The sequence below is a fragment of the Paraglaciecola polaris LMG 21857 genome (genome assembly GCF_000315055.1).
Classification (GTDB): domain Bacteria; phylum Pseudomonadota; class Gammaproteobacteria; order Enterobacterales; family Alteromonadaceae; genus Paraglaciecola; species Paraglaciecola polaris.
Genome location: NZ_BAER01000127.1, coordinates 73,483 through 95,323, shown reverse-complemented (window position 1 = coordinate 95,323; position 21,841 = coordinate 73,483). Strand labels below are relative to the sequence as shown.

Annotated in this window: 18 protein-coding genes; 4 read left to right on the top strand and 14 right to left on the bottom strand. The window is 44.5% G+C overall.

Going from position 1 to position 21,841, the window contains the following annotated elements:
• Positions 1 to 130: 130 nt before the first annotated feature.
• Genes rimK through GPLA_RS20575 form a run of 3 tightly spaced genes read left to right on the top strand, consistent with a single transcriptional unit; the run spans position 131 to position 2,517 of the window.
• Positions 131 to 1,036: a 30S ribosomal protein S6--L-glutamate ligase gene (gene rimK, locus GPLA_RS20585; protein ID WP_007106945.1), complete on the top strand. Its 906-nt coding sequence runs from the start codon at positions 131 to 133 to the stop codon at positions 1,034 to 1,036.
• The gene (locus tag GPLA_RS20580) at positions 1,037 to 2,065 is read left to right on the top strand and encodes a succinylglutamate desuccinylase/aspartoacylase family protein (RefSeq protein WP_007106944.1); all 1,029 of its coding nucleotides are present in this window, start codon (positions 1,037 to 1,039) and stop codon (positions 2,063 to 2,065) included. It abuts the gene before it with no gap.
• 2 nt (positions 2,066 to 2,067) lie between these two features.
• Positions 2,068 to 2,517, top strand: a complete 450-nt coding sequence (locus tag GPLA_RS20575) for an ATP-dependent zinc protease family protein (RefSeq protein WP_007106943.1) — start codon at positions 2,068 to 2,070, stop codon at positions 2,515 to 2,517.
• Positions 2,518 to 2,594: 77 nt separating this feature from the next.
• Here GPLA_RS20575 and GPLA_RS20570 read toward each other — a convergent pair whose 3' ends face one another.
• Both GPLA_RS20570 and GPLA_RS20565 read right to left on the bottom strand, forming a co-directional pair.
• A complete protein-coding gene (locus GPLA_RS20570) occupies positions 2,595 to 3,515 on the bottom strand; it encodes a diguanylate cyclase (RefSeq protein WP_040515555.1) in 921 nt (306 codons plus the stop codon).
• 637 nt (positions 3,516 to 4,152) lie between these two features.
• A complete protein-coding gene (locus GPLA_RS20565; RefSeq protein ID WP_007106941.1) occupies positions 4,153 to 5,298 on the bottom strand; it encodes an iron-containing alcohol dehydrogenase in 1,146 nt (381 codons plus the stop codon).
• 186 nt (positions 5,299 to 5,484) lie between these two features.
• On the opposite strand from GPLA_RS20565, the gene GPLA_RS20560 reads away from it, so the two are divergent.
• Positions 5,485 to 6,375, top strand: coding sequence for an AraC family transcriptional regulator (locus tag GPLA_RS20560; protein WP_007106940.1), 891 nt, complete (start codon positions 5,485 to 5,487; stop codon positions 6,373 to 6,375).
• Here GPLA_RS20560 and GPLA_RS20555 read toward each other — a convergent pair.
• The 12 genes from GPLA_RS20555 to GPLA_RS20500 all read right to left on the bottom strand — a co-directional run bounded on the left by GPLA_RS20555 (position 6,361) and on the right by GPLA_RS20500 (position 21,629).
• Positions 6,361 to 8,118, bottom strand: coding sequence for an ArnT family glycosyltransferase (locus GPLA_RS20555; protein WP_007106939.1), 1,758 nt, complete (start codon positions 8,116 to 8,118; stop codon positions 6,361 to 6,363). The two genes, GPLA_RS20560 and GPLA_RS20555, sit on opposite strands and share 15 nt — an antisense overlap.
• Positions 8,119 to 8,142: 24 nt before the next feature.
• Entirely contained in the window at positions 8,143 to 8,862 is a 720-nt protein-coding gene (locus GPLA_RS20550; RefSeq protein ID WP_007106938.1) for a TVP38/TMEM64 family protein, read from the bottom strand.
• A 3-nt stretch (positions 8,863 to 8,865) separates the two neighbouring features.
• The gene (locus GPLA_RS20545; RefSeq protein WP_007106937.1) at positions 8,866 to 9,582 is read right to left on the bottom strand and encodes a glycosyltransferase family 2 protein; all 717 of its coding nucleotides are present in this window, start codon (positions 9,580 to 9,582) and stop codon (positions 8,866 to 8,868) included.
• Positions 9,583 to 9,747: 165 nt separating this feature from the next.
• A complete protein-coding gene (locus GPLA_RS20540) occupies positions 9,748 to 10,695 on the bottom strand; it encodes a response regulator (RefSeq protein WP_007106936.1) in 948 nt (315 codons plus the stop codon).
• Positions 10,696 to 10,898: 203 nt separating this feature from the next.
• A complete protein-coding gene (locus tag GPLA_RS20535) occupies positions 10,899 to 13,187 on the bottom strand; it encodes a xanthine dehydrogenase family protein molybdopterin-binding subunit (protein ID WP_007106934.1) in 2,289 nt (762 codons plus the stop codon).
• A 1-nt stretch (position 13,188) separates the two neighbouring features.
• Positions 13,189 to 13,695, bottom strand: a complete 507-nt coding sequence (locus GPLA_RS20530; protein WP_007106933.1) for a (2Fe-2S)-binding protein — start codon at positions 13,693 to 13,695, stop codon at positions 13,189 to 13,191.
• Between the two features lie 256 nt (positions 13,696 to 13,951).
• A complete protein-coding gene (gene yghU / locus GPLA_RS20525; RefSeq protein ID WP_007106932.1) occupies positions 13,952 to 14,797 on the bottom strand; it encodes a glutathione-dependent disulfide-bond oxidoreductase in 846 nt (281 codons plus the stop codon).
• Positions 14,798 to 15,013: 216 nt separating this feature from the next.
• The gene (locus GPLA_RS20520; protein ID WP_007106931.1) at positions 15,014 to 15,787 is read right to left on the bottom strand and encodes a SapC family protein; all 774 of its coding nucleotides are present in this window, start codon (positions 15,785 to 15,787) and stop codon (positions 15,014 to 15,016) included.
• 303 nt (positions 15,788 to 16,090) lie between these two features.
• Complete coding sequence (locus GPLA_RS20515; protein WP_007106930.1) at positions 16,091 to 17,731, bottom strand: glycerol-3-phosphate dehydrogenase/oxidase; 1,641 nt, start codon at positions 17,729 to 17,731, stop codon at positions 16,091 to 16,093.
• 26 nt (positions 17,732 to 17,757) lie between these two features.
• Complete coding sequence (locus GPLA_RS20510) at positions 17,758 to 19,224, bottom strand: SLC5 family protein (protein ID WP_007106929.1); 1,467 nt, start codon at positions 19,222 to 19,224, stop codon at positions 17,758 to 17,760.
• A gap of 110 nt (positions 19,225 to 19,334) precedes the next feature.
• Complete coding sequence (locus tag GPLA_RS20505) at positions 19,335 to 20,099, bottom strand: SapC family protein (RefSeq protein ID WP_007106928.1); 765 nt, start codon at positions 20,097 to 20,099, stop codon at positions 19,335 to 19,337.
• A gap of 3 nt (positions 20,100 to 20,102) precedes the next feature.
• On the bottom strand, positions 20,103 to 21,629 hold the full coding sequence (locus GPLA_RS20500) for a tryptophan halogenase family protein (protein ID WP_007106927.1): 1,527 nt from the start codon (positions 21,627 to 21,629) through the stop codon (positions 20,103 to 20,105).
• Between the last annotated feature and the right edge of the window lie 212 nt (positions 21,630 to 21,841).

Here is a 21,841-nt window from a genome sequence, read left to right as displayed (position 1 = left end):
CCAACATGACCGACTGCAATTAGTTTGCTTCTTATGCCCTTGAATAAGCTCGGCTTTGAACTTGTTTATTCGACTTCGCTCATCAATGGTTTTGGCTCTATTTATATTTATTCGTTTTTCAGAGATCCACATGAAAATAGCTATTTTATCCCGCAACAAAAATCTATATTCCACCAGACGCCTCAAAGAAGCGGGCGAAAATCTAGGTCACGAAGTCGATATCATCGACACACTTCATTGCTATATGGATATCAGCAGTAATCGCCCAACGGTACGCTTTAAAGGCGAAGCCTTACCTCACTATGATGCAGTTATACCACGCATAGGTGCCTCGGTGACATTTTACGGCACCGCTGTGGTACGCCAATTTGAAATGATGGGAACCTTTAGCATTAATGAGTCTGTGGCCATCAGTCGCTCTCGCGATAAGTTACGCTCTATGCAACTGTTATCACGAAAAGGCATTGGCATGCCCCGCACAGGCTTCGCGCATCACCCTGATCGTATCGATGATTTAATCAAAAACGTGGGCGGCGCACCAGTGGTCATTAAATTGCTGGAAGGCACCCAAGGCATAGGCGTGGTGCTTGCTGATACGCAAAAAGCGGCTGAGTCGATTATCGAAGCCTTTATGGGCTTGAATGCTAATATTCTTGTGCAAGAGTACATAAAGGAAGCCGGTGGTGCAGACATTCGTTGTCTAGTGGTCGGCGGTAAGGTGGTAGCAGCCATGAAGCGCCAAGCCGCCGCAGGCGAGTTTCGTTCAAATTTGCACAGAGGTGGCTCGGCCAGTTTAGTACGTCTATCCCCCGAGGAACGTAAAACTGCCATTGATGCCGCTAAAACCATGGGCTTAAATATGTGCGGTGTGGATATTTTGCGCTCAAATAACGGCCCAGTTGTCATGGAAGTAAATTCATCTCCTGGGCTTGAAGGCATCGAAAGCGCCACAGGTAAAGATGTGGCAGGTATGATCATTGAATTTTTAGCAAAAAATGCCAAACCCAATAACACTAAAACTCGCGGTAAAGGCTAAATGACCCCCCTTATTATCGGTGGCGTTGAAATAGCACCAGGCGAAACTAAAAAAATACAATTGGAAATGCCGCCGCTATACACAGCGACCAGAATGTCTATTCCAGTGCATGTACAAAGAGGCAAACGTTCCGGCCCAGTTATGTTCGTCAGTGCCGCCATACATGGCGATGAGCTAAACGGAATTGAAATTATAAGCCGCCTATTAAAAAGTAAGTCTTTGGCTAATCTGCGCGGTACATTGATCGCAGTGCCCATGGTCAATGTTTATGGAGTACTCAATCAGAGCCGCTATATGCCTGATCGCCGGGATCTCAATCGCAGCTTTCCAGGTAGTAAAAAAGGTTCTTTAGCGGGCATTATCGCCGACCTATTTTTACAAGAGATTGTCAGCAAATGTGATGTCGGCATCGATTTACACACAGGGGCTATTCATCGCAGTAATTTACCGCAAATTCGTGGCAATTTAGATAATGCGCAAACCTTGGCGATGGCCGAAGCGTTTGGCGTTCCCGTGCTGCTCAACAGCAATCTGCGCGACGGTTCGTTACGCCAATCGGCGGCTGATTTGGGGGTAAACATTCTGCTTTACGAAGCCGGTGAAGCCTTAAGATACGATGAATTATCGATCCGAGCCGGGGTGAAAGGCATAGTTAACGTGATGCGCTCCTTAGGTATGCTTGCCGCAAGACGTACTAAAATTGACACCATTCAACGTTTTGTTGCCCGCCAAAGTGGTTGGGTGCGAGCCCAAGAAAGCGGCCTTGTTAACCATATTGCGCAACTAGGGGACCATGTGCTTAAAGGCGCACCTCTAGCTACCATATCGGATCCTTACGGTACGCCGTTAACGACCGTATTAAGCCCCACTGAGGGCGTGGTGATTGGCAAGCAAAATATCCCTCTAGCCCAAGAGGGTGAAGCCATGTATCACATAGCGTATTTTCACGCACCTGATTCAGTGGCCGAACATGTAGAATTACTGCAAGATAACCTAACGCCTGTACCACCTACATTTGATGAGACATAACCATGCATAGATATTTAGATAAACCCATAGTTGGCACACTTGAGCTGTGCGATCTTCCTGAGTTAACCATTCAGTCGTTAAATGTGCGAGTGGACACAGGCGCCACAACATCGTCGTTACATGTCGATAATATTGAAGAATTTAATCGTGAGGGACAGTTATGGGTCAGTTTTGATATCCATCCCAATATTCACAACGTAGCTGAAATCGTGCGCCGTGAAGCAAAAGTTGAAGCGATAAAACGTGTAAAAAGCTCCACCGCGACGTTGGAAAAACGCTATACGATAAAAACCGAAATTCAGATGGCGGACTTAAACTGGGATATTCAACTAACGTTAACCGACCGCTCTGAAATGACGTATTTGATGTTATTGGGTCGCGAGGCAATGGCTGGAAAGTTTCTGGTTGACCCTGCTTTGGAATACGAGCTAAGTGCTGGCTCAGTCAACTAGTTCTATCGCTAGCATATCGGTTAATTGGCAATATTTTACTGTGAAAATATCGCCAATTAACCTCAAAAAGACATAGGTTACTGGGCGATAAACTTATTTCTGCCGGTGGTTTTAGCTAGGTACAGACGCTTATCCGCACTATCGACTAGATCACCCTGCTCAGCTGATGTGTTATCACTCACCGCGATACCAATACTGCCGGTTACCATACCAAATGGTGAACCGATATGATTTACTTCCAGCATAGCTATTTCAGTTTGAATTTTTTCAGCAACAGATATGGCGCCGCTAAGATCGGTATCAGGTAACACTATGGTAAACTCTTCACCGCCAAAGCGAGCAACGAAATCAGCAGGACGCACCACAGAATCAGTCAATGCTTTGGCGACCAGCTTTAAGCAATCATCACCCGCTAAATGTCCGTAATGATCGTTAAACGATTTAAAGAAATCGATATCAAACATCAATAACGCCAGAGAATGACCAGAACGCTGGTTAAGCTTTTTCTGGCGAGCCAGGTATTCATCAAAATAACGGCGATTACTGACTTGGGTCAGACCATCTTGGTAGGCCATGCGGCGCAATTCGTCCGTCACCAGCTTCAACGCCAAATGCGACTTAATTCGATGCTTTAGTGTATTCACATTTACCGGCTTGGTTAAAAAGTCGACACCACCAGCATTCCAGCAACGATCCTCGGCTCCCGAATCACCGTGTCCCGTTATGAACATAACCGGAATATCTTTAGTTTCACTGCATTCTTTGAGTGCTAAACACGCAGCTAAGCCATCAACACCCGGCATATCCATGTCCATGAGAACAAGCTCAGGAGGAGTACGCAGACAGAAATCGATCGCCTCAGTACCAGAGGTCACAGCAAACACATTGTAAATTTCAGTCAAAGAGTTAGACAGAATATGAATATTAATCGGTTCGTCGTCGACAATTAATATATTGGCTCTGTTGACGGTAGTGAAATTTTCACCCACCTTGGGCATGACCTGAGAAATAACGTTATTCTCCTCGTTCTGGTTATTATTGCATGATTAAGCGTAGCCCATAACTGCGCATAGCAATGAGTCTTACTAACTGAATTATATGTTAATTTTCCGCGAACTATATACTAAAGTTTGATTGACATTAAGTGATTTAGAGCTTGGTGGGTAATATATCAATGTTACAGTGATTTATTTTACAAAAATGCAGATCCACCTTTATTTGCACAACTATTTAGAGAAAAAACCCTACAAATTCCCACCCCTGTTATTTGTACATGGTAAGAAAACATCAAGTGAATCTAGGCAAGGTCAATAGATATCATCCTAGATCTTACTCGCTGCTATCACACCTATAATGTAAAATTAAAATTGTTGTTGTTGTGTGGGTCGTTATATGACGAGGTATCAGCCAGAATGAAAGTAAGCCAAGCGTAAAAATAACATACGCCGTCAGCACAGCTAAACTTGATGGTCTCTGCTCACATGCAGCAGATGATAACCAAACGGTCGGGTCACGTTTTAAGCGTGAAAAGATTTTCACTTCTCATGGGCGAGAAGCATATCATTCATTACACAAAAAATGCCGCTTACGCCCAAAAACGGACTCAGCGGCAACACACAAAGCTTGCGCCAAACGTTACGCCACGGCTTGCTCTAGAATTTCGCGGCTTTGCACTAAGGTAATGGCTTGGTTCTCACCCAGCGCCTTCATTCCATGCGCTTCCAGCTGTGCTATCACAGTATCAACCGCTTGGGCTTTATTGCCATCATGTTCCGTTAGCTGAGTCGCCACGCCTAGGCTATGGTAGAAATCCTCAATTGCCTTTATCGTGCGTTCGGCTAAATCTTCGGATCCCTCGAACCCAAACACATTTTTGCCCATTTGTTCTAACTTCGCCTTTTTAGCGGTAAACTGATTACGCAATAATGACGGTTGTACTATGGCCAAAGAGCGAGCGTGATCCACCGCGTATAATGCGGTTAACTCGTGACCAATCATGTGAGTTGCCCAATCTTGGGCCACACCCGAACCAATTAAGCCGTTAAGCGCTTGATTCGCTGCCCACATCAAATTTGCTCGCCACGCGTCGTCTTGTTTGTCGAAGTTGTCACCTAAGGTTTTTAACGCTTTAAGCAATGCCTCAGCATAACCGTCTTGCACTAAAGTCCCAGCTTGGAACGTAAGATATTGCTCACACGTATGGACCCATGCGTCAACTAAACCATTAACAAGTTGGCGTTGCGGCAAGGTTTTCATTACGTCAGGATCCATCACAGCAAACTTAGGCTGTACCGCAGGAGCCATAAACGCTAACTTCTCTTGGGTAGCGGCTTTGCTAACAACAGAGCCTGAATTTGACTCAGAACCAGTAGCAGGTAAGGTAAGTACAGCCCCTAGTGCCAGTGCAGTTTTGACTTTATGCTTGCCCTGTAAAATATCCCAACCGTCCCCGTCATAGGTAGCTGCAGCAGCAATATATTTAACACCGTCAATGACCGAACCACCGCCAACACCGAGCACAAAGTCCACGTTCTGTTCTTTGGCAATCGCTACCGCTTGATCAAGTACTTCAATTGTCGGGTTGGCACCTACACCCGAAAATTCAAGCCAGTTATGCTCGGCCAGCGCGGTTACGACTTGATCATAGACCCCATTTTTTTTGATGGAGCCCCCCCCATACACTACCAGTACTTTTTGTGCCGTTGGGATAAGCGTGCTCAATGAGGCGATTTGGCCTTGACCAAACTGAATCTGTGTTGGGTTTACGTAACTAAATTTCATATTACTGTTTCCTAAGAAGTGGGGCGTTAACATGGTGCAATAACCTAAGCGACTCATGTAAAGAATGTCAAATCAGTAACCATATATTAGTGCCCAATATAGTACTTTAAAAGAGCAATACTGGTCAAAAGCTTGCCTAAAGCTATCAACTGCGCTACTTTTCACAAAAAATAAGTAAGGAGATGTATGTCAAACATAATCGATGCAATGCACACATTTGCTAAACAAGCCAATTTACTCAACCTTGAAGGTAATGTGGAGACATCCATACCTGGTGTACGCTTCTTTCGTGCAAGTAAAGGGAGCCCTAGACAGCCTTTGGTCTATCAATCAGGCATAATCATAGTCGGTCAAGGACGCAAGGTGATCTACTTTCCTGAACATGAAATTCAGTATGGCGCGGGGGATTATTTAGTACTCGGAGTACCCATGCCTCTGGAATGTGCGTCATTCTCAGATAACGGCTTGCCGATTATGGGCTTAGCCGTCGACGTCAACCCAAGCCTACTGCACAAGCTAGTGAATCAAATGCGGCAGCATCAAAGGTACACAGATAATGGTTTGTGCCGTCAAATTAGTTGCGTTCAGTCTGCCAAGCTCGACATGGCCCTTGAGCAAACCCTACAGCGGTTACTTGGGATACTCATTGAACCCATTGAGGCCGATATCTTTGGCCCTGACGTTGTCAAAGAATTGGTTTATCGCGTGCTGTGCGGCCCCCAAGGAAAAACCCTCATTGGTTTGGCACAACACGATGGTCACTATGCCCGTGTGGCTCGAGCGCTTAATACCATGCATGCTAACTTTGCAGGCCCTATCACGGTTGAAACCCTCGCAGAAGATGTCAATATGAGTGTTTCAGCATTTCACCGTGCGTTTAAACAAGTGACGTTTGAATCACCTTTGCAATATCTAAAAAAAATACGCTTAGTAAAAGCCAAAGATTTAATCACGACCAATGGCAGCCGAGCAAACGAAGCTGCCTTTCAAGTGGGGTACACAAGCGCATCACAATTTAGTCGCGAATTTAAGCGTCATTTTAATCAGTCACCAAGCGAAATTTCACTGGGTAACTGATGGACTTGATGAAAATTCGCTCACTGCAATTTCAGGTTCTGGGCAGCTGAGGCGTCTGCTGTTATATGTCAGTAGCACCCAATTCACTCTGTGAGCCAGCCCTACTGGCAGAGCATTTTGCATATTAAAGCACCCTGTCGTGGTCGTCGCATCAAGTAAAATTACGCCGTTCGGTTTATCTTTTTGCCACCGCCATGCAGCTTGAACCTGCGGTTTTACTGGCGTGTGGTAGCCAAAGTGAGTAACTGAGTAGGGCGAAAAAAGAATAAATTGCTCGGAAAAATTAACCAACGCTAATTGACTATCATCAGGTACCAGTTCGGCCATCGAAACAAACACATTTTTAGGGGTCTTCACTTCGTTTAACAATTGATAACCCCAAGTTGAATAGCCAATCCAAAGCAGAGGAATAAACAGCAACCAACTACAGAATGGTTGAAATTTGCGTTTTTTAGCGAGCGCAACAAAAATGCACCCTAACATTCCTAATGCGCCCAGCGTGATCAAAAATGCCCATGGTGCAATTTCGTACTTCGCACCGAGCTTACTGGCAAATGCCAATGCTAACTGCCCGCCAATGCCAAATACCAATAGACCTAGAGACAGTATCGAAACCACGGCCCAAATAAGCCAATTGAGCGCCTTACTGCTAATTAACTGACGTAAATACGGCGCACAAATCAATGCTAGCATAGGTAAAGCGGGTAGAATATAAACCCCCCGTTTTCCTGGGCTAATGCTGAAAAATAACAGCAACAACACAATCCAACTGAGGATAATTATAATTCGCCCGTCCTTGGCCTTAATTGCCGTCCACCATGGCTTTAGCAACCAAGGTATGCATAAACTTAACGGCAGCCAAAATATCGGAATAACACTTGTTAGGTAATACCAAAATGGTTTCACGTGATGCCAAGAATCGGCATAACGGGTAACTGTTTGTCTAAATAATATGTTATCTCGGTAGGCATCAAACAGAGGATTGTGCTGCACATCGACCCAATACAGCATGGGTAGAAACCACAAACATATCGCCCCTAACATCACTAGCGGCCCAAACAGCCAATGCCACGACCATGGCCTAGCAGAGATTGACGTATATTCTTGCTTGCTTATTCTAAGTGCGGTATAGGGTAGTAACATCAACAAAGGCAGAAAACCCACCCCTTTGGTAATAATACCCAGCCCCATAAAAAACCAGGCAACAAAATACCAAAACCATTTGTCACCCAGCAGCAAAAAACGCAGCAAGCTATAACAGCCGATCGTGATAAAGCAGCACACTAAGGCATCTATTTGCGCAGTCTTTGCCTGCAAGGTAAATTGCAATGAAGCCAATAACAACAAACCTGCATACCAACCAACCGGCGCTGACCATAATCTACGACCGATATCATAAACCAGCAGTACAGTAGCGATACTTGCCAGTGCGCTAGGCAGAAGAAAAGCCACTTTTAATGAACCCAATAGCCAATAAAAAACTGCGATAGACCACATGAATATTGGTGGTTTGTCAGGATATAACTCACCACCGCGCATAGGGAAAAACCATTGCCCAGAATCGACCATATCCTTGGCAATCAAGGCAAATCTCGGTTCGTCCGCTGGCCAAGGATCCCGCAATCCCAGACCGACTAAAATAAGTGAGCATGAGATGACCAAAAGCCACCACACATTAAAAGGATGATTTTGACCAGAAAGGAAATTCTGTCGTTCGAGCATAGCTGATAATGAAATAGCCACTACATTAACTCCACGTTCGGTTGCTTAATCACAAGCTAGCTCACTCGATTTAGCGCTATTTTCTGATGCCACGATTTTTGAATGTTTGTATTGCTTAAACAAGCGCACACTTAACGCGGTAGAAAAGCAGAACAGCACGATACTTAAGGCAATCTTCCAGATAGACAAAACCACTATTCCTTTGCCCATCAGCGCAAACACTGCCATTTGTGGAATATAGCCAATCCCTGAGCCCAATAAAAAATGCCGGCCTTTTACGTTCGTCACACCAGCCAACAAATTCGTGAGTAAGTTATTGCCCACAGGTAATAAACGAATAACGATTGTTTTGCTGATTGGTTGGTCTTGTAAAAAGTCATTTATTCGATGAATACGCTGGGCGTAACGTCGTTTGATTAGGGGTCGCAGCAGTAACCTTGAAACGAAGAAAGTCAACATGCAGCCTATGACAGCCCCAGCAACCGATAGGGTCATACCCTGCATAAAACCAAACGCGTATCCGCCTAGAAAAGCCATCACTTGACGTGGGCAACCTATGGCCATTGCACCGGCGCTAAACAATAGAAAATAAGCAACACCCAACAGACCATTATTACGGATAGTCGAATCGATCCAATGACGGTTGAAGGTATCAAATAACGGCAAGGTACTAATAAGCCCACCTAACAGCGCGCACACCAGCAAAAACAACAGGCCCTTTTGCAGTACTTTCGAGCTAAGCAATGAACGAATTTTGTGGCACATCACTTAATCCAAATATTCAGGAACTTTGACCCGGCGTAACAACCAAAGTACCCCAAATATATCCACAATCCCCACACGCAGGCGCCCTAGCATGTTGTATTTAGACGCCCCGGCTTGACGGTCTCTATGGTTGACTTCAAGTACAATAACTTGGCCGTTGATACGTTTCACCAAAGCAGGAATAAAGCGATGCATATGGTCGAAGTAAGGCAGTTTCATAAAGGTATGTTTAGGAATGATTTTCAATCCACAGCCAGTGTCAGGCGTGCCATCGTTTAATAGCCAAGCGCGAATACTATTAGCCACTTTAGACTGAAAGCGTTTCCAAGACGTGTCTTTGCGTTTACGGCGATAACCTGTCACACAAAAATCAGAACCAGGAACAAGATTTCTCGCCGCCTGGAGTAAATTAGGAATATCAGCAGGATCATTTTGTCCGTCTGCATCCATGGTGATGATTAACTCGCCACGGGATGCCTTAACACCGCTCATAATGGCCGTGCTTTGACCAACACTGGTTTTGTGACGCACAGGTTGAATGCAATCCACACCTGCATCGATAATTTTATATAGTTCATTAATAGTGCGATCGTCGCTACCATCATCTACGTAGACGATTTCAAACTCAGCAACACCATCAAGGACATCGATAATTTCATGAATCAGTGGCGCAACATTTTGCGCTTCATTCTTTGCCGGGATCACGACGGACAATTCCATGTTTACAGTACCAAGTATCGATTCGCCGTTGGTGTGTGACATTGACTCAATGTCTTACCAGCAGCAAATTGGGCAGGCCCAAATTAGTCAATCCTCAAGTATATTCAGTAATTCTTAAGGAATTATTAATTGCAAAAACTGCTTTCATGCTTAGGTTTCACCATACTAGTTCGCCACTTTAAGGTAGCGCGCTATGGTTTCTGTGCCATTAGTGGTATGAATAGGCTTAAATATAAAGCCCGATATCCCTTGAGCCTGGCAGGATTTAACTAATAGTTGGTCGGTAACGGAGGAGAGCATGACGATAGGCACGTCGGATCCCAAGTGGCGAATTTCAGCTAAGGCTTTATCACCGTTAAGTTTATCCATCACCACATCCATGAAAATAAAATCAGGCGGATCGCTTTTAACCAAGTCAACCGCACCGTTGCCATCGTCAGCTTCAACAACATTGTTATAGCCCAATTTAGCTAAGAAGCGGGTTAATGCTTTACGGATCATTGCGCTATCGTCAACCAGTAATATTCGACTGTCTTTAGCCAATGTCTTTGAGTGGGGATTCTCGATACTGACACTTTCTTCGCGTTTAATGCCGCCTTCGCTATAATCGACACTGCGTACTAATAAATTAAAATAGTAACGCCCCACTCCCTCAATGGTAATAGGCACAGTCACTACTTCTTGCACGCCTTTCAGGAATTTGTCCATCTCACTCAAGTCTTCAACAAAATACGGGCTAGAAAAGCCATATTCTAAGCTGTATCTACTATGTAAATCCGTTGAGCGACCCACTATCGTATTGCCCCATTCAGCCAACGCATTACGCAAATCATCGGTCATTTCTTGGTGTGCGTATGTCTCATCAAACATACTTTGACAAACGGAGTTACCAATGGAAATTGCGGTTTCTGGATAGTGATGCATCATAATCACCCCATCTAAATTTCCAGTTACTTCAGAGCAAACTGCGTACCCTTTGAAACGAAAATCATCGACGTTATCCATAAAAGCCTCGCCCGCCGTGCCGGTCAGATTTGTCATGGCTTTTAGACTAGCAAGCGACTCGTTGATAAAAGGGTATAGGATAACCTTATAGATGGTTTCTACAGACATATTGCATTCTCTTATTTTATTTTTTGATTGCGAGTACAGCAAATTACTAGAGCTGGAGAGATATTGCAAGAATGTTAAAGTGCTTAACAAGAACGGCTAAGCATTTAATTTTTAGAGAGTTTTATACCGTTAAAGTGACCGATGATGTTCTAATTTCACAACGAATATGGCGCGTATCCCAATGAATAACGCGCCATTGAAAGCTAGCTCGGCATAGCGGCCAGTACTGCTTCAGGACGAATAGGCAAGTCCCTTACACGGGCACCTACAGCGTTAAAAATGGCATTAGCAATGGCAGGAGCAACAGCAATTAAGCCTGGCTCACCCAACCCAGTAGGGAATTCGGTGTTTTGCACAAAGCTAATATCTAACTCTGGTAGGTTATTCATGCGAAGAGGTGAGTAGGTATTTAAGTTGGTATCTTTAACCTGCCCTTTTTCAAAAGCGGTACCCTCGAACAAGGCTAAGCTCATTCCCCATAACATAGAGCCCTGAGTTTGCGCTAATGCGCCGTCAGGATGAACAACGGTTCCACAATCTAATAATCCGGTTAACTTATGCACTTTTACCGCACCGGTTTCAGGATCGACTTCAACATGGGCAACACACGCGCCCCAAGTTGGCATGTCACGTTCTTGCCCAGATGAAATAGCAATCCCTAGCCCTTGATTTTTAGGCAGAGATTGCCCCCAATTTGTTTGCTTACGAATATCCGTCAGAACTTTCGCTAGGCGTTTAGCGCCACCAACAGAAACCGGCGATTCACCGGCATTTTTGCCACTGGCATCGAGCAACGACAAACGAAAATCAATGGGATCAACATTTTGTTTATGGGCAACTTCATCCATAAATGATTCCACTGCCCATCCTGTCCAACCAGGTCCTACCGCTCTTAACCAACCGGGAACAAAGGTTTTCTGTGCCAGTGTGTTATTAATCGCACGCACTCTGTGATTATCTAAGGTATACCAGTGATCTGCGCCTGCTATCGAAAAAGGATCATATTTGCCTTTTTTATCCACACCATCGGGCATAAAAGCAGGCGCCATCGCTAATGTTGGCCAGCCAGCCGCAGCTCCATGTTCAATGCCAAGCAACTTATCCTCAGCATTCCAGTACGCATTCATTTGCTGAACTGAGGGCGAGCGTACGCAATCGAAACGCGCATCATCTTCCCGGGTAAAAACCAATTTCACGGGTTTACCAACAGCTTGAGCCGTTAACGCCGCAGGGATCATATAATCGCCCGCTAAGCGGCGACCGAAGCCTCCCCCTAAATAGTATTGATGAATAATGACTTTATCTTCACTCATGCCAACAGCTTTGGCTACAACAGGCAAAAATAGCGACTGCCACTGATTACCACAATGAACATGACAAACACCGTCCTTGAACTCCACAGCAGCGTTCACAGGCTCCATGGTAAAGTGCAATACAGAAGAGGTTCGATAAACCGATTCGAGGGACGTTTTAGCATTTTTGGCCGCTGCGGTTATATCCCCTTTTTCAACAACTAAAGTGCCTGACGTTTTATCTTTGGCTAACGCTTCACCCTGACTAATAATATCTTGCTCACTGACGTTGGCCGTTTCGCCCACGTCGTATTCCACCTTAATGGCATTACCCGCTTTAACCGCCCCATAGTAACTGTCAGCCAATACCGTTACCCAGCCTTGTATGGTATTACTAGGATCGTTAAGTATTTGATATCCCTGATAACCTTTGACTTTTTTGGCATCGCTATCATCAACCCCCTTAACGACACTGCCATGACGCGTAGGCGGTACAACAGGACGCGCATAAACCATATTTTCTAGTTCGACGTCTATGCCGTATTCCGCGGTACCGTTAGTCTTAGCGGGTATATCCAGTGCTTGGCTAGGTTTCGCGATCAACTGGCGACTAGCAGGGCTTTTCGGTTTGAATTCGGCCAACTCATCAGCACTGAATACGCGGTCAATCTTGCCGCTTTTCACCACATCGGCAAAACTAATGGATTGACTGCCCGCCACCACCATACTGTTTTGAGTTGTACAGTCGTGTGCATTTACGCCCAGTAGTTTGGCGCCCGCTTCGATTAGTACGGTACGTCCTGCGGCGCCAGCTTGAGACATGGGCACGTAGGTTTGAAAAACGGACCAAGAGCCACCTGTCACCATATAGCCCCATTTAGGGTCAGTATCTACATGTTTAATTTCAACATGGCTCCAATCAGCCCCTAGCTCGTCGGCAACAATACGCGCTATCGCTGTTCCTACGTGCTGACCCATTTCCGCCCGAGCAACATTGACTAAAATAGCTCCGTTGTTGTCAATTTCAAACCACACGGTAGGACTAAATAATTTGCCAGATAATTGTTGTGATGCACCGCCTGTAATCACTTCAAGGGCATTTATGCTTGGGGCAAATGCCATGAGTAGACCTGAGCCAACTGACCCTATCAAAAAGCTCCGACGACTGTGTTCGATACTATCTTTACGTAAACGCGTCATATTAACTGACTCCCTGTGTCTGTTCGGATTCGAGCTTAGGGTTATAAATTTGTACCACAGCGTCTGACTGTGTAGCGACATCTTTAATGGCATCTTTAATACGTGCATAAGTCATACAACGGCATAGGTTGCCACTCATATACGCTTCGATTTCTTCTTCGCTTGGGTTAGCATTGGTCGCTAATAGCCCAGCCGCTTGCATGATTTGTCCTGATTGACAGTAACCACATTGTGGAACTTGGTGCTCTACCCACGCCTTTTGCAAAGGATGTTGATTTTCTAATCCCTCGATTGTACGGATTTCTGCGTTAGCTATGGCACCTATGGGCAGGGAACATGAACGCACAGGCGAACCATTAAAGTGCACGGTACATGCTCCGCACATGGCGATACCACAACCGAATTTCGTCCCTTTTAGGCCAAATTCGTCGCGGATGACCCATAACAAAGGCGTGTCAGCCTCAGCATCGGAGGTGATTTTTTTTCCGTTCAATGAAAATTCAATCATGATAGTTACCTGTTTAATAATACTAAATGAAGATGGTCCTGAGCATTACGCGTATCTAGTTCTCTAGATCACAGCGAAAACTGCTTGGTACAAAATAGTGTAGCCCAAGATAATGGATCCTTAAAAATCTTAACTGCAACGAACCGTGTAGATGTTAAAACCATGCTAAAAACAGTCCCATTCCTGAATGGGAATTAAGCACTCATCAACATGAGAAAGCCACCGAACGGTGGCTTATTTGAATAAATAAATTTGCCTATTTTTGGTTAAAGTCAGCGGCTGAATGACGCTCGGGTAACTGGCCTTCTGGCTCGCCCCAAGTACGGTTAACCATCAGCCCACGCTTCACTGCGGGTCGCTCAGCAATTTCATCAGCCCAACGAACCAAGTGGGTATATTCATGGACCTGAAGGAACTCGGCCGCCTCGTATACCGTGTTACGAACAACGGCACCGTACCAGGGCCAAATAGCCATATCGGCTATCGTGTACTCGTCCCCAGCGATAAATTTGTTATTGGCAAGCTGCTTGTTTAACACATCCAATTGACGTTTCACTTCCATCGCGTATCGATCGATGGGGTATTGATATTTCTCTGGAGCGTAAGCATAAAAGTGCCCAAACCCCCCACCCAAAAACGGCGCACTGCCCATCTGCCAGAACAGCCAATTCATACACTCAGTACGCTGGGCATGCTCTTTAGGTATAAACGCAGCAAACTTTTCAGCAAGATAAAGCATAATTGAGCCCGACTCGAACACCCTGGTTTCTGGGGTCGTCGTCGTATCAATCAATGCGGGTATCTTCGAATTTGGATTAATATCAACAAAGCCACTGCCAAATTGGTCACCGTCACCAATCTTAACTGAATACGCATCGTACTCTGCGCCTTCAAAGCCTGCTTCGAGTAACTCTTCAAGCATGACTGTGACTTTCACACCGTTCGGTGTGGCCATAGAATGCAACTGAAACGGATGTTTACCCCGAGGAAGGGTTTTGTCGAAACGTGCCCCCGCGGTAGGGCGATTAATATTGGCAAACTTACCACCATTTTCGGCATCAAAAGACCAAATTTTTGGCGGGGTATAAGTTGGATCAGACATAGTGCTAATTTCCTCGGCTGTTTTGATAAATCACATTGGATAACTGGGGGCTGACAAAATAAAACCAAGAGATAAACTAATAGAATTTTGTACCAAATGGAACAAAAAAATGTAAGCAGCTATTATTTGCTTACCATCAGGACATTTAAGCAAAAATAGCTTCTGCAGATATAAAAAAGCCCGCTAGCAGCGGGCTTAACTCAAATACTCACATAATTAAGCGTTAGCAGGCTCTGCAGGTTGCTCGTTACTGATGGCATCGCCAACACGTAACTGCAAGTTCTGAATCGGCTTGTCAGTATTGTTCGACAATTGCACCAAACGATTAAGCTGACCTAACGACATAAGTACCGCATACGCAGCACCTAAAAAGCCACTTTTATGCAATTCGACAACTTGCGCTTCGTCTAAATCTTGCAGACGCTTCTCACTGACACTGAACATACCAGTGATGTTACGTTTTTCACCGTTAGTGTAGTTCACCAACAATTCAATCGGATCAAGTAAGTCGAGTTCGACTAATCTTTTAATAAAACGTTGGGTAGCCATTTCGCTATTCGCCAACTCTGATAACAACTGCTGACGATTTTCCAAGAACGGACTAGGCTCACCTTCAGAAGTGAATACAGGTTCACCATCGTCTGTAACCAAAGCACTGTTTTCATCAAAGAATACACCTAACTTTTCGCCATCAGGGCGAACATCAAACGGATAACGTTGAATATTCATCGGTAGGCAATGTACTTGCCATTTGCCTTCGTGAACGAACAAGTTAGTGCCTTTTTCTGTGCCCAGCATAGTCACTGAGTGAAAGCTTTCAGAATTAGGATCTTTCACAAAAACAACGGGCATAACACTCGCTAGCTGAGCGTATTCACGAATAGATGCTGCAGCAATATGGGCTTCTTTGGCATAGCCGAAATCGTGCTGAAGGTTGATTTTAAGATCTTTATGTTTCTCTTTATCGAGAGGGATATAGCTGATTGTCATAGAGGATGTCTCTTACTTTAATGTTCAAAACTGGTTGCTTTTAATAGCCAATTAGCAAACCGACTTATGCGGTACACCTGGGTATACAGATATAAAAAAATGGCTCAAGGCCATTAAATATGCGGTCCCTAATGCTAACTTAACAACAGCAAGTATCTTTTATTTATTGAGTGATGTCACGAATGTAAATAAATTATATCAAATTTGTTCATTCCATCGTAAAACGTACTACAAAATATAGCTAACCACTCTTTATTTTTGCTGAAACAAGGCAGTACAAGCTGCGTACCGCCTCGAATGAAGCTAAGCTATCACATCTGTGGCGGGACTAACATCTTTACGTACACTGGCAATATATTCTTGTAATTTAGCCTCAGCTTCATCACCGAACAGAATTTCACAGGCTTCACGTAATCCAGGTGCAGCAAGAATGTCTTCTTGGCGGACCACTAAGGATATTTTCGAGCGACGACGTAAAAAGTCTTCTAGTTTGGTGACCATCTCACGTTGGGCAGCATGCTCTATTTCAACCCGCAAATATTCGGAATTCTCAATGAGCAGTTCCGCCTTCGCAGGATTCTCACGAATAGCCTCAAGCATATTGATGGCATTACGCCCATAACGACGCCAAAAGCGTGAGGTTAATGGTTCAGATGATGTTTGCGGCGTCAGCGCATCAAAGTTCATTAACTTAGCGCGATGGAAAAATTCATCACGTACCGTGTCGTCAGGCTCCCCATACCATTTAAAATCCGCATAGGGTAAATCGACACCAAAGCTTTTAACTATCGTGGCGACTTCGTCACCGACATTAATACAATCGGTTAGCTTGCCGCCAAAAATAGACATGTATTTATACTCAGCATTTTGGTCGATCGCATGTTTACGAGATAACTGCACCCAATCGGCTTTGCCTCCCGTGCCTTTTATGGCTAAGGGACGCACACCACAACGCTCAGCTATGACATCTTCTTTAGTTAAGGGTTTATCAAGGGCCAATAATTTATTGACGTTATCCAGTACAAATTGCCGGTCAGCCTCTGTGACATGGGCATACGGATTGTCCACTTGGCTGTCTGTTGTACCTATACAGGTTTTTGGCCCCATGGGAATAACAAAGAACAGGCGCCCATCGTCAGCAAAAAAGGCCAGTACTTTGTTGCTGTCCGTCACGCGATTAACAATAAGGTGGATACCTTTAGAAAACACGTGATGATGTTCGGTTTTCTGTTGGTTTAACTCATTCATGGGATCCACAAACGGGCCAGCAGCGTTGATCAGCACCTTCGAATTGATCTCAAATTCTTCGCCGGTAATAGCATCTTTCGCTTTTGTCACCCAGGTATCGCCATTTCGAGTCGAACCAAGGGATTCCACGTAGTTTGCCGCAATACAGCCATAACTCATACTGGAGCGAATAAAGTTAAATACAAAGCGTGCATCATTGTCTTGTAAATACGCATCTGAATACTCGAACCCACCCGCTACGTTTTGAGTATTAATGACATTTTCTAAAGACTTAATTTTCGCCCCTGAGAGATAGTTCGGCATTTTGGTAAAAAGTCGCCCCATCATCCAATACAGCAATGTCCCCATGTAAATAAACAAAGGCGGGAAGCGAAAACCTTTTTGAATGCTGGTTAAGAAGCGGATTTCTTTTACCGTAGATGGATAACTGCGCATCAAATGATTACGACTCTTACACAGCTTATTCACCAAGCCATATTCGTAACTCTCTAAATATTTTATGCCTCCCCAGGCCAAATTCGAAGAGTTAGAACTGGTAAAGCCCGCAAAATCACCTTTGTCAATCAAGGCCACTTTGACCCCTTTGGCTGCCAAAGCCGATGCTGCAACAGCACCGTTTATGCCGCCACCAATAATCAGGGTATCAAACGTCCCTTTTGGCAATTTACGGATGTTACTCTTTCTCAGGTTGTTCATGTCTCTTCCGATAATTAATTATATGTTTAAACTTTACTTTCTAGCTCAACGCCATCATCACTGCCCCAAGCAAATTTTGCTCTTTGTCCAAGCACAAATCGGTTCACAAATAAGGCAAAGCTGATGCACGCTGCAAGGGTGATCGGCATTAAGTGAATGTAGTGCCAAGACGAATAAATGGGTGAGAAATCAAAGGTTAGAGAGCCATACATAAGCACCCCAAAAATGACTGCCGCGATACCAGCTCGTGCATCCACGTCTTTAAACACCAAGCCAACGACGAATATTGACAATATTGGCATACTTAATAAACCATTTAACTGTTGCAACAAGTTAATAATGCTGTCGGCTTGCTGATAAATCGGCACCAACACCAAGGATAATACCGTTAATAATGCCGTCACCCAGGTACTTAAACGCACTACGTTAGGGTTGTCGTTAATGTAGGCTTCATGAATATCACATACATACAAAGCGGTGGCTGAGTTCAATAAGCTGTTGTAGGTTGATAAAACAGCAGCCGCCATCGCTGCGGCAAACACACCGGTTAGCCACAATGGCAAGACATCACCCACGATGCGCCCGTACGCCGCATCGCCAATATCGCCATAAAGCTTAAACGACACAATACCTGGTAAGACTATGATAGCCGGTACGATCAGAATACGAATACCGGCGGCAGCAAATACCCCTTTTTGAGCTTCTTTAACATTAGGCGCAGCCATCGCGCGTTGGGTAATGGTTTGGTTTGTTCCCCAATAATATATTTGAATAAAGATCATACCCGTGAGTAAAGTCTGCCAAGGTAGCGGAGAGTCTGGTGCTCCGATCAATGTTAAACGTTCAGCCGGTATACCGCTGAAGTCGAAGTCAATTGCCGCCAGTGACAAGAAGACCACAAACACCGCCATTGTTAGCAGTAAAACCCCTGAATAGGTATCTGATACGGCAACTGCACGTAATCCGCCAAAAATAGCATACACAGCACCTAATGCTGCAAACGCGATGGCAATGTACATCAACGGGATATCAACGTTAAACATGGTTTGCATAAACAATGAGCCGGAATAGATAACCGCCGGCATGTAAATCAAGGCATTACCTAAGAAAAATAACATACCGATAACTGCGCGAATATGTTTGTTTTTATAGCGTTTTTCCAAAAGTTCAGTGGTAGTCGTACAGTTGTACTTGTAGTAAATAGGAATGAATACCTTAGCCAAAATAATCAAACCGATAACTGCAGCAAATTCCCACCAAGCCAACAACGCCATTTGATTGCCGTTCATGCCAACTAATTGGTCGGTACTCAAATTGGTTAAGGTAATGGAGCCCGCCACGAACATCCAAGTGAGTCCGCCACCCGCTAAAAAATACTCTTTATTTTGACTTTGCTGGTTATGCCCATGTCCCCGGCATTTTAAATACGTTAACAGGCCGATAACCCCCGTCACTATTGCGAAGACCGCCGCTTGAACCATATTTTCTGACATCTGATATTTCCTCTGCAACCCTGCGTTATCTTCAGAAATTGCTATTCGTTTCTTATAAATTTAATACTTCACCAGTTAATAATGATGAAAAAATTAAACAAGTTAAAAGGTTAAGACGCCACTCGGTCTTTTGCTACTTCGATTTTGAGTTGAGTGATCTTATCGTGGGTATGACATTCGTTATGCTTTCTGAGTAACAAGTTAAGTTGGTAGATGGACAACAACATGGCGTGAAGGGCGACCAAGTAACCACTTTTGTTTAAGGTGATCATTTGCTCGTTAGATAGACTTTGCATCTTATCTTCATCGATTGTGTACAGGCCTGCGATATTTTGCGTCCGTCCGTCCTCGAAAACCAGCTGCAAATCTATCGCTTTAATAAGACCTAACGCTTCCACTTGGGACACAAAACGGTAGGTTTCTAAATCATTTTTGATATCCGCTTCAAGTAAGCTTTTGGCTTTACTTAAATACTGTGATGGCCTACCCGCATCATCAAATACCGCTTCCCCAGCATCCTTCGAGAACACGTTACTACTTTCATTTATTCCAATCGTATAACTTTTTTCGTGTTTAGGTGACTGCATTAAAAAAAATGGAAATGTTTGCAAGCTAGTGGGTTGATATATGGCGTTCCAGCGACCATTTTCGACAAATAAGTTTTGCTGTGGCTCAAAACTGCTTAAGGCCGACAAGACCCAACTACCATCATGCTGATTACGCGAGAAAAAGAGCGGAAAATTCGTCGCTGACTTACCCACTTCTGGCACGCGAATGCGCATTATCTGCTGACTTGCTGCAAACTCAGATAGGCTATTCTCTTTAAGTTTCAAATCTTTATGTACTGCGTTACTCAATTCTACAAGTGTGATCATGGACTATCTCATATTCTGGGTGTGCAACCACCGCTCAATGTATTCCCGGTGTGGAGGTAAGGTTTGTAATAATTGCTGGGTAAGCTGCTGATTACGAGTCATTATTTTTTCAGCATTGGCCTGATCATTATACAAATGCGGTTGCCGACTAAAATCAGGTTTAAAGCCCATACCGTATAAAACATATTGGTAACTCGCCGCAGGGAACAACTCGATAGCGGCATCAAAGTCTGCGGTAATCGGCCCGCGGTACTTCCATAGTGCCAAATCGTCTTGTAGTGATTGGGGAATTGACGCAAGTTCAGTATGAGCCTGCCAATAAGGTTCAGGACGCTTAGTTAACATGTAATGTAATTTTAAAAAGTCGATAATACGTGACCAGCGATAGGCCATTTGCTGATTAAAGCGTTTTTCGATAATAGGCATCAGGCTGTCATCAGGGGGGATGTTATCCGCGATGAAGCGCGCTGATATTTCCACCAGCATAATAGCGGTAGCCTCAAGGGGTTCAACAAAGCCAGCTGCCATACCAACCGCCACACAGTTTTTCTTCCAAACTTGCGCACGATGTCCGGATTGAAAGCTAATTTTACGCACGGGAATATCGTCTGACCGTGGGCCCAAGTAGCGACGTAAATTGACTTCAGCCTCGTCATCAGATAGATATTGACTGGAATATACATGCCCTACGCCGCGCCTATGGGTTAAGCCTATATCCCAAATCCAACCCGCACTCTGCCCTGTAGCGATCGTATGACTTGCGATAGGGCTAGTCACATCCTCATAAGGCATATGCAACGCCAAAGCTGAATCATTAAACAATACTTTATCGGCGGAAATGAAGGGAACGTCTAACGTCTGGCCTAATAGTAACGAAGCAAAACCGGTGCAATCCACAAACAAGTCAGCATCAATCTGCTCATTGCTCTTGAGCGTAATGGAGGCAATAGCGCCATCATCAGTCAAATTGACTTTTTCAACCGTGCCGATGACTTGCGTCACGTTGAGGTTGTTTTTACAGTGTTCTTTGAGTACTTCGGCAAATTCACCAGCATCGAGGTGATAAGCGTAATTACATTGACCTTTGTATTCTGCTTCCGCCATAGAGCGCGGCGCTAAACCAGCTTCACAGACATGGTGCTGAAAGTTGGACTCCACGGCATAGTTTTCAATTTTGTCTACATAAGGAGCCAAGTCAATACGCCCGTACCCCAAGGGCACCGTAAAAGGATGGTAATAAAAATCGCCTGTGTCTTGCACCCAGTCAACAAACTTGCCCCCTTGTTTAAAGGTGGCATGGCAACGAGCAAAAACCTCACTTTCTTTTAAGCCAATTTGCTGCAAGGTGTTCTTCATGGTTGGCCAAGTGCCTTCACCTACGCCGACAGTGGGAATATCTGACGATTCAACTAATACGATCTGTAAACCATCACAGCGATTGGTTTTATGTTGAGCAGCGACAATAGCAGCAGTTAACCAGCCCGCTGTTCCACCACCAACGATAACGATTTTCTTTACTGCTTTTGACATGAATGGATTAGTCCGCGTAGTAACGAGTATGGGTAGCTCAAACTTGCGCCCATAGGTATTTCCCAATTCGAGCGAGGTATTACGAGCTCTATTCGCTTGTTAAATAATTTACCCCATATAGCCTAACACCCTATATGGGGTAAATTATTTCATGGTGCATTTTATAGGAAAAATGGCCCGCTTAATACGGGCGGGCCATGCAACATTAATCA

Bases quoted from the DNA above. Each gene is read 5' to 3' on its own strand.
- GPLA_RS20520 (WP_007106931.1), bottom strand. From the start codon at position 15,787: ATGACAATCAGCTATATCCCTCTCGATAAAGAGAAACATAAAGATCTT.
- rimK (WP_007106945.1), top strand. From the start codon at position 131: ATGAAAATAGCTATTTTATCCCGCAACAAAAATCTATATTCCACCAGA.
- GPLA_RS20565 (WP_007106941.1), bottom strand. From the start codon at position 5,298: ATGAAATTTAGTTACGTAAACCCAACACAGATTCAGTTTGGTCAAGGC.
- GPLA_RS20545 (WP_007106937.1), bottom strand. From the start codon at position 9,582: ATGGAATTGTCCGTCGTGATCCCGGCAAAGAATGAAGCGCAAAATGTT.
- GPLA_RS20540 (WP_007106936.1), bottom strand. From the start codon at position 10,695: ATGTCTGTAGAAACCATCTATAAGGTTATCCTATACCCTTTTATCAAC.
- GPLA_RS20500 (WP_007106927.1), bottom strand. From the start codon at position 21,629: ATGTCAAAAGCAGTAAAGAAAATCGTTATCGTTGGTGGTGGAACAGCG.
- GPLA_RS20550 (WP_007106938.1), bottom strand. From the start codon at position 8,862: ATGTGCCACAAAATTCGTTCATTGCTTAGCTCGAAAGTACTGCAAAAG.
- GPLA_RS20560 (WP_007106940.1), top strand. From the start codon at position 5,485: ATGTCAAACATAATCGATGCAATGCACACATTTGCTAAACAAGCCAAT.
- yghU (WP_007106932.1), bottom strand. From the start codon at position 14,797: ATGTCTGATCCAACTTATACCCCGCCAAAAATTTGGTCTTTTGATGCC.
- GPLA_RS20515 (WP_007106930.1), bottom strand. From the start codon at position 17,731: ATGAACAACCTGAGAAAGAGTAACATCCGTAAATTGCCAAAAGGGACG.
- GPLA_RS20570 (WP_040515555.1), bottom strand. From the start codon at position 3,515: ATGCCCAAGGTGGGTGAAAATTTCACTACCGTCAACAGAGCCAATATA.
- GPLA_RS20575 (WP_007106943.1), top strand. From the start codon at position 2,068: ATGCATAGATATTTAGATAAACCCATAGTTGGCACACTTGAGCTGTGC.
- GPLA_RS20530 (WP_007106933.1), bottom strand. From the start codon at position 13,695: ATGATTGAATTTTCATTGAACGGAAAAAAAATCACCTCCGATGCTGAG.
- GPLA_RS20580 (WP_007106944.1), top strand. From the start codon at position 1,037: ATGACCCCCCTTATTATCGGTGGCGTTGAAATAGCACCAGGCGAAACT.
- GPLA_RS20535 (WP_007106934.1), bottom strand. From the start codon at position 13,187: ATGACGCGTTTACGTAAAGATAGTATCGAACACAGTCGTCGGAGCTTT.
- GPLA_RS20510 (WP_007106929.1), bottom strand. From the start codon at position 19,224: ATGTCAGAAAATATGGTTCAAGCGGCGGTCTTCGCAATAGTGACGGGG.
- GPLA_RS20505 (WP_007106928.1), bottom strand. From the start codon at position 20,099: ATGATCACACTTGTAGAATTGAGTAACGCAGTACATAAAGATTTGAAA.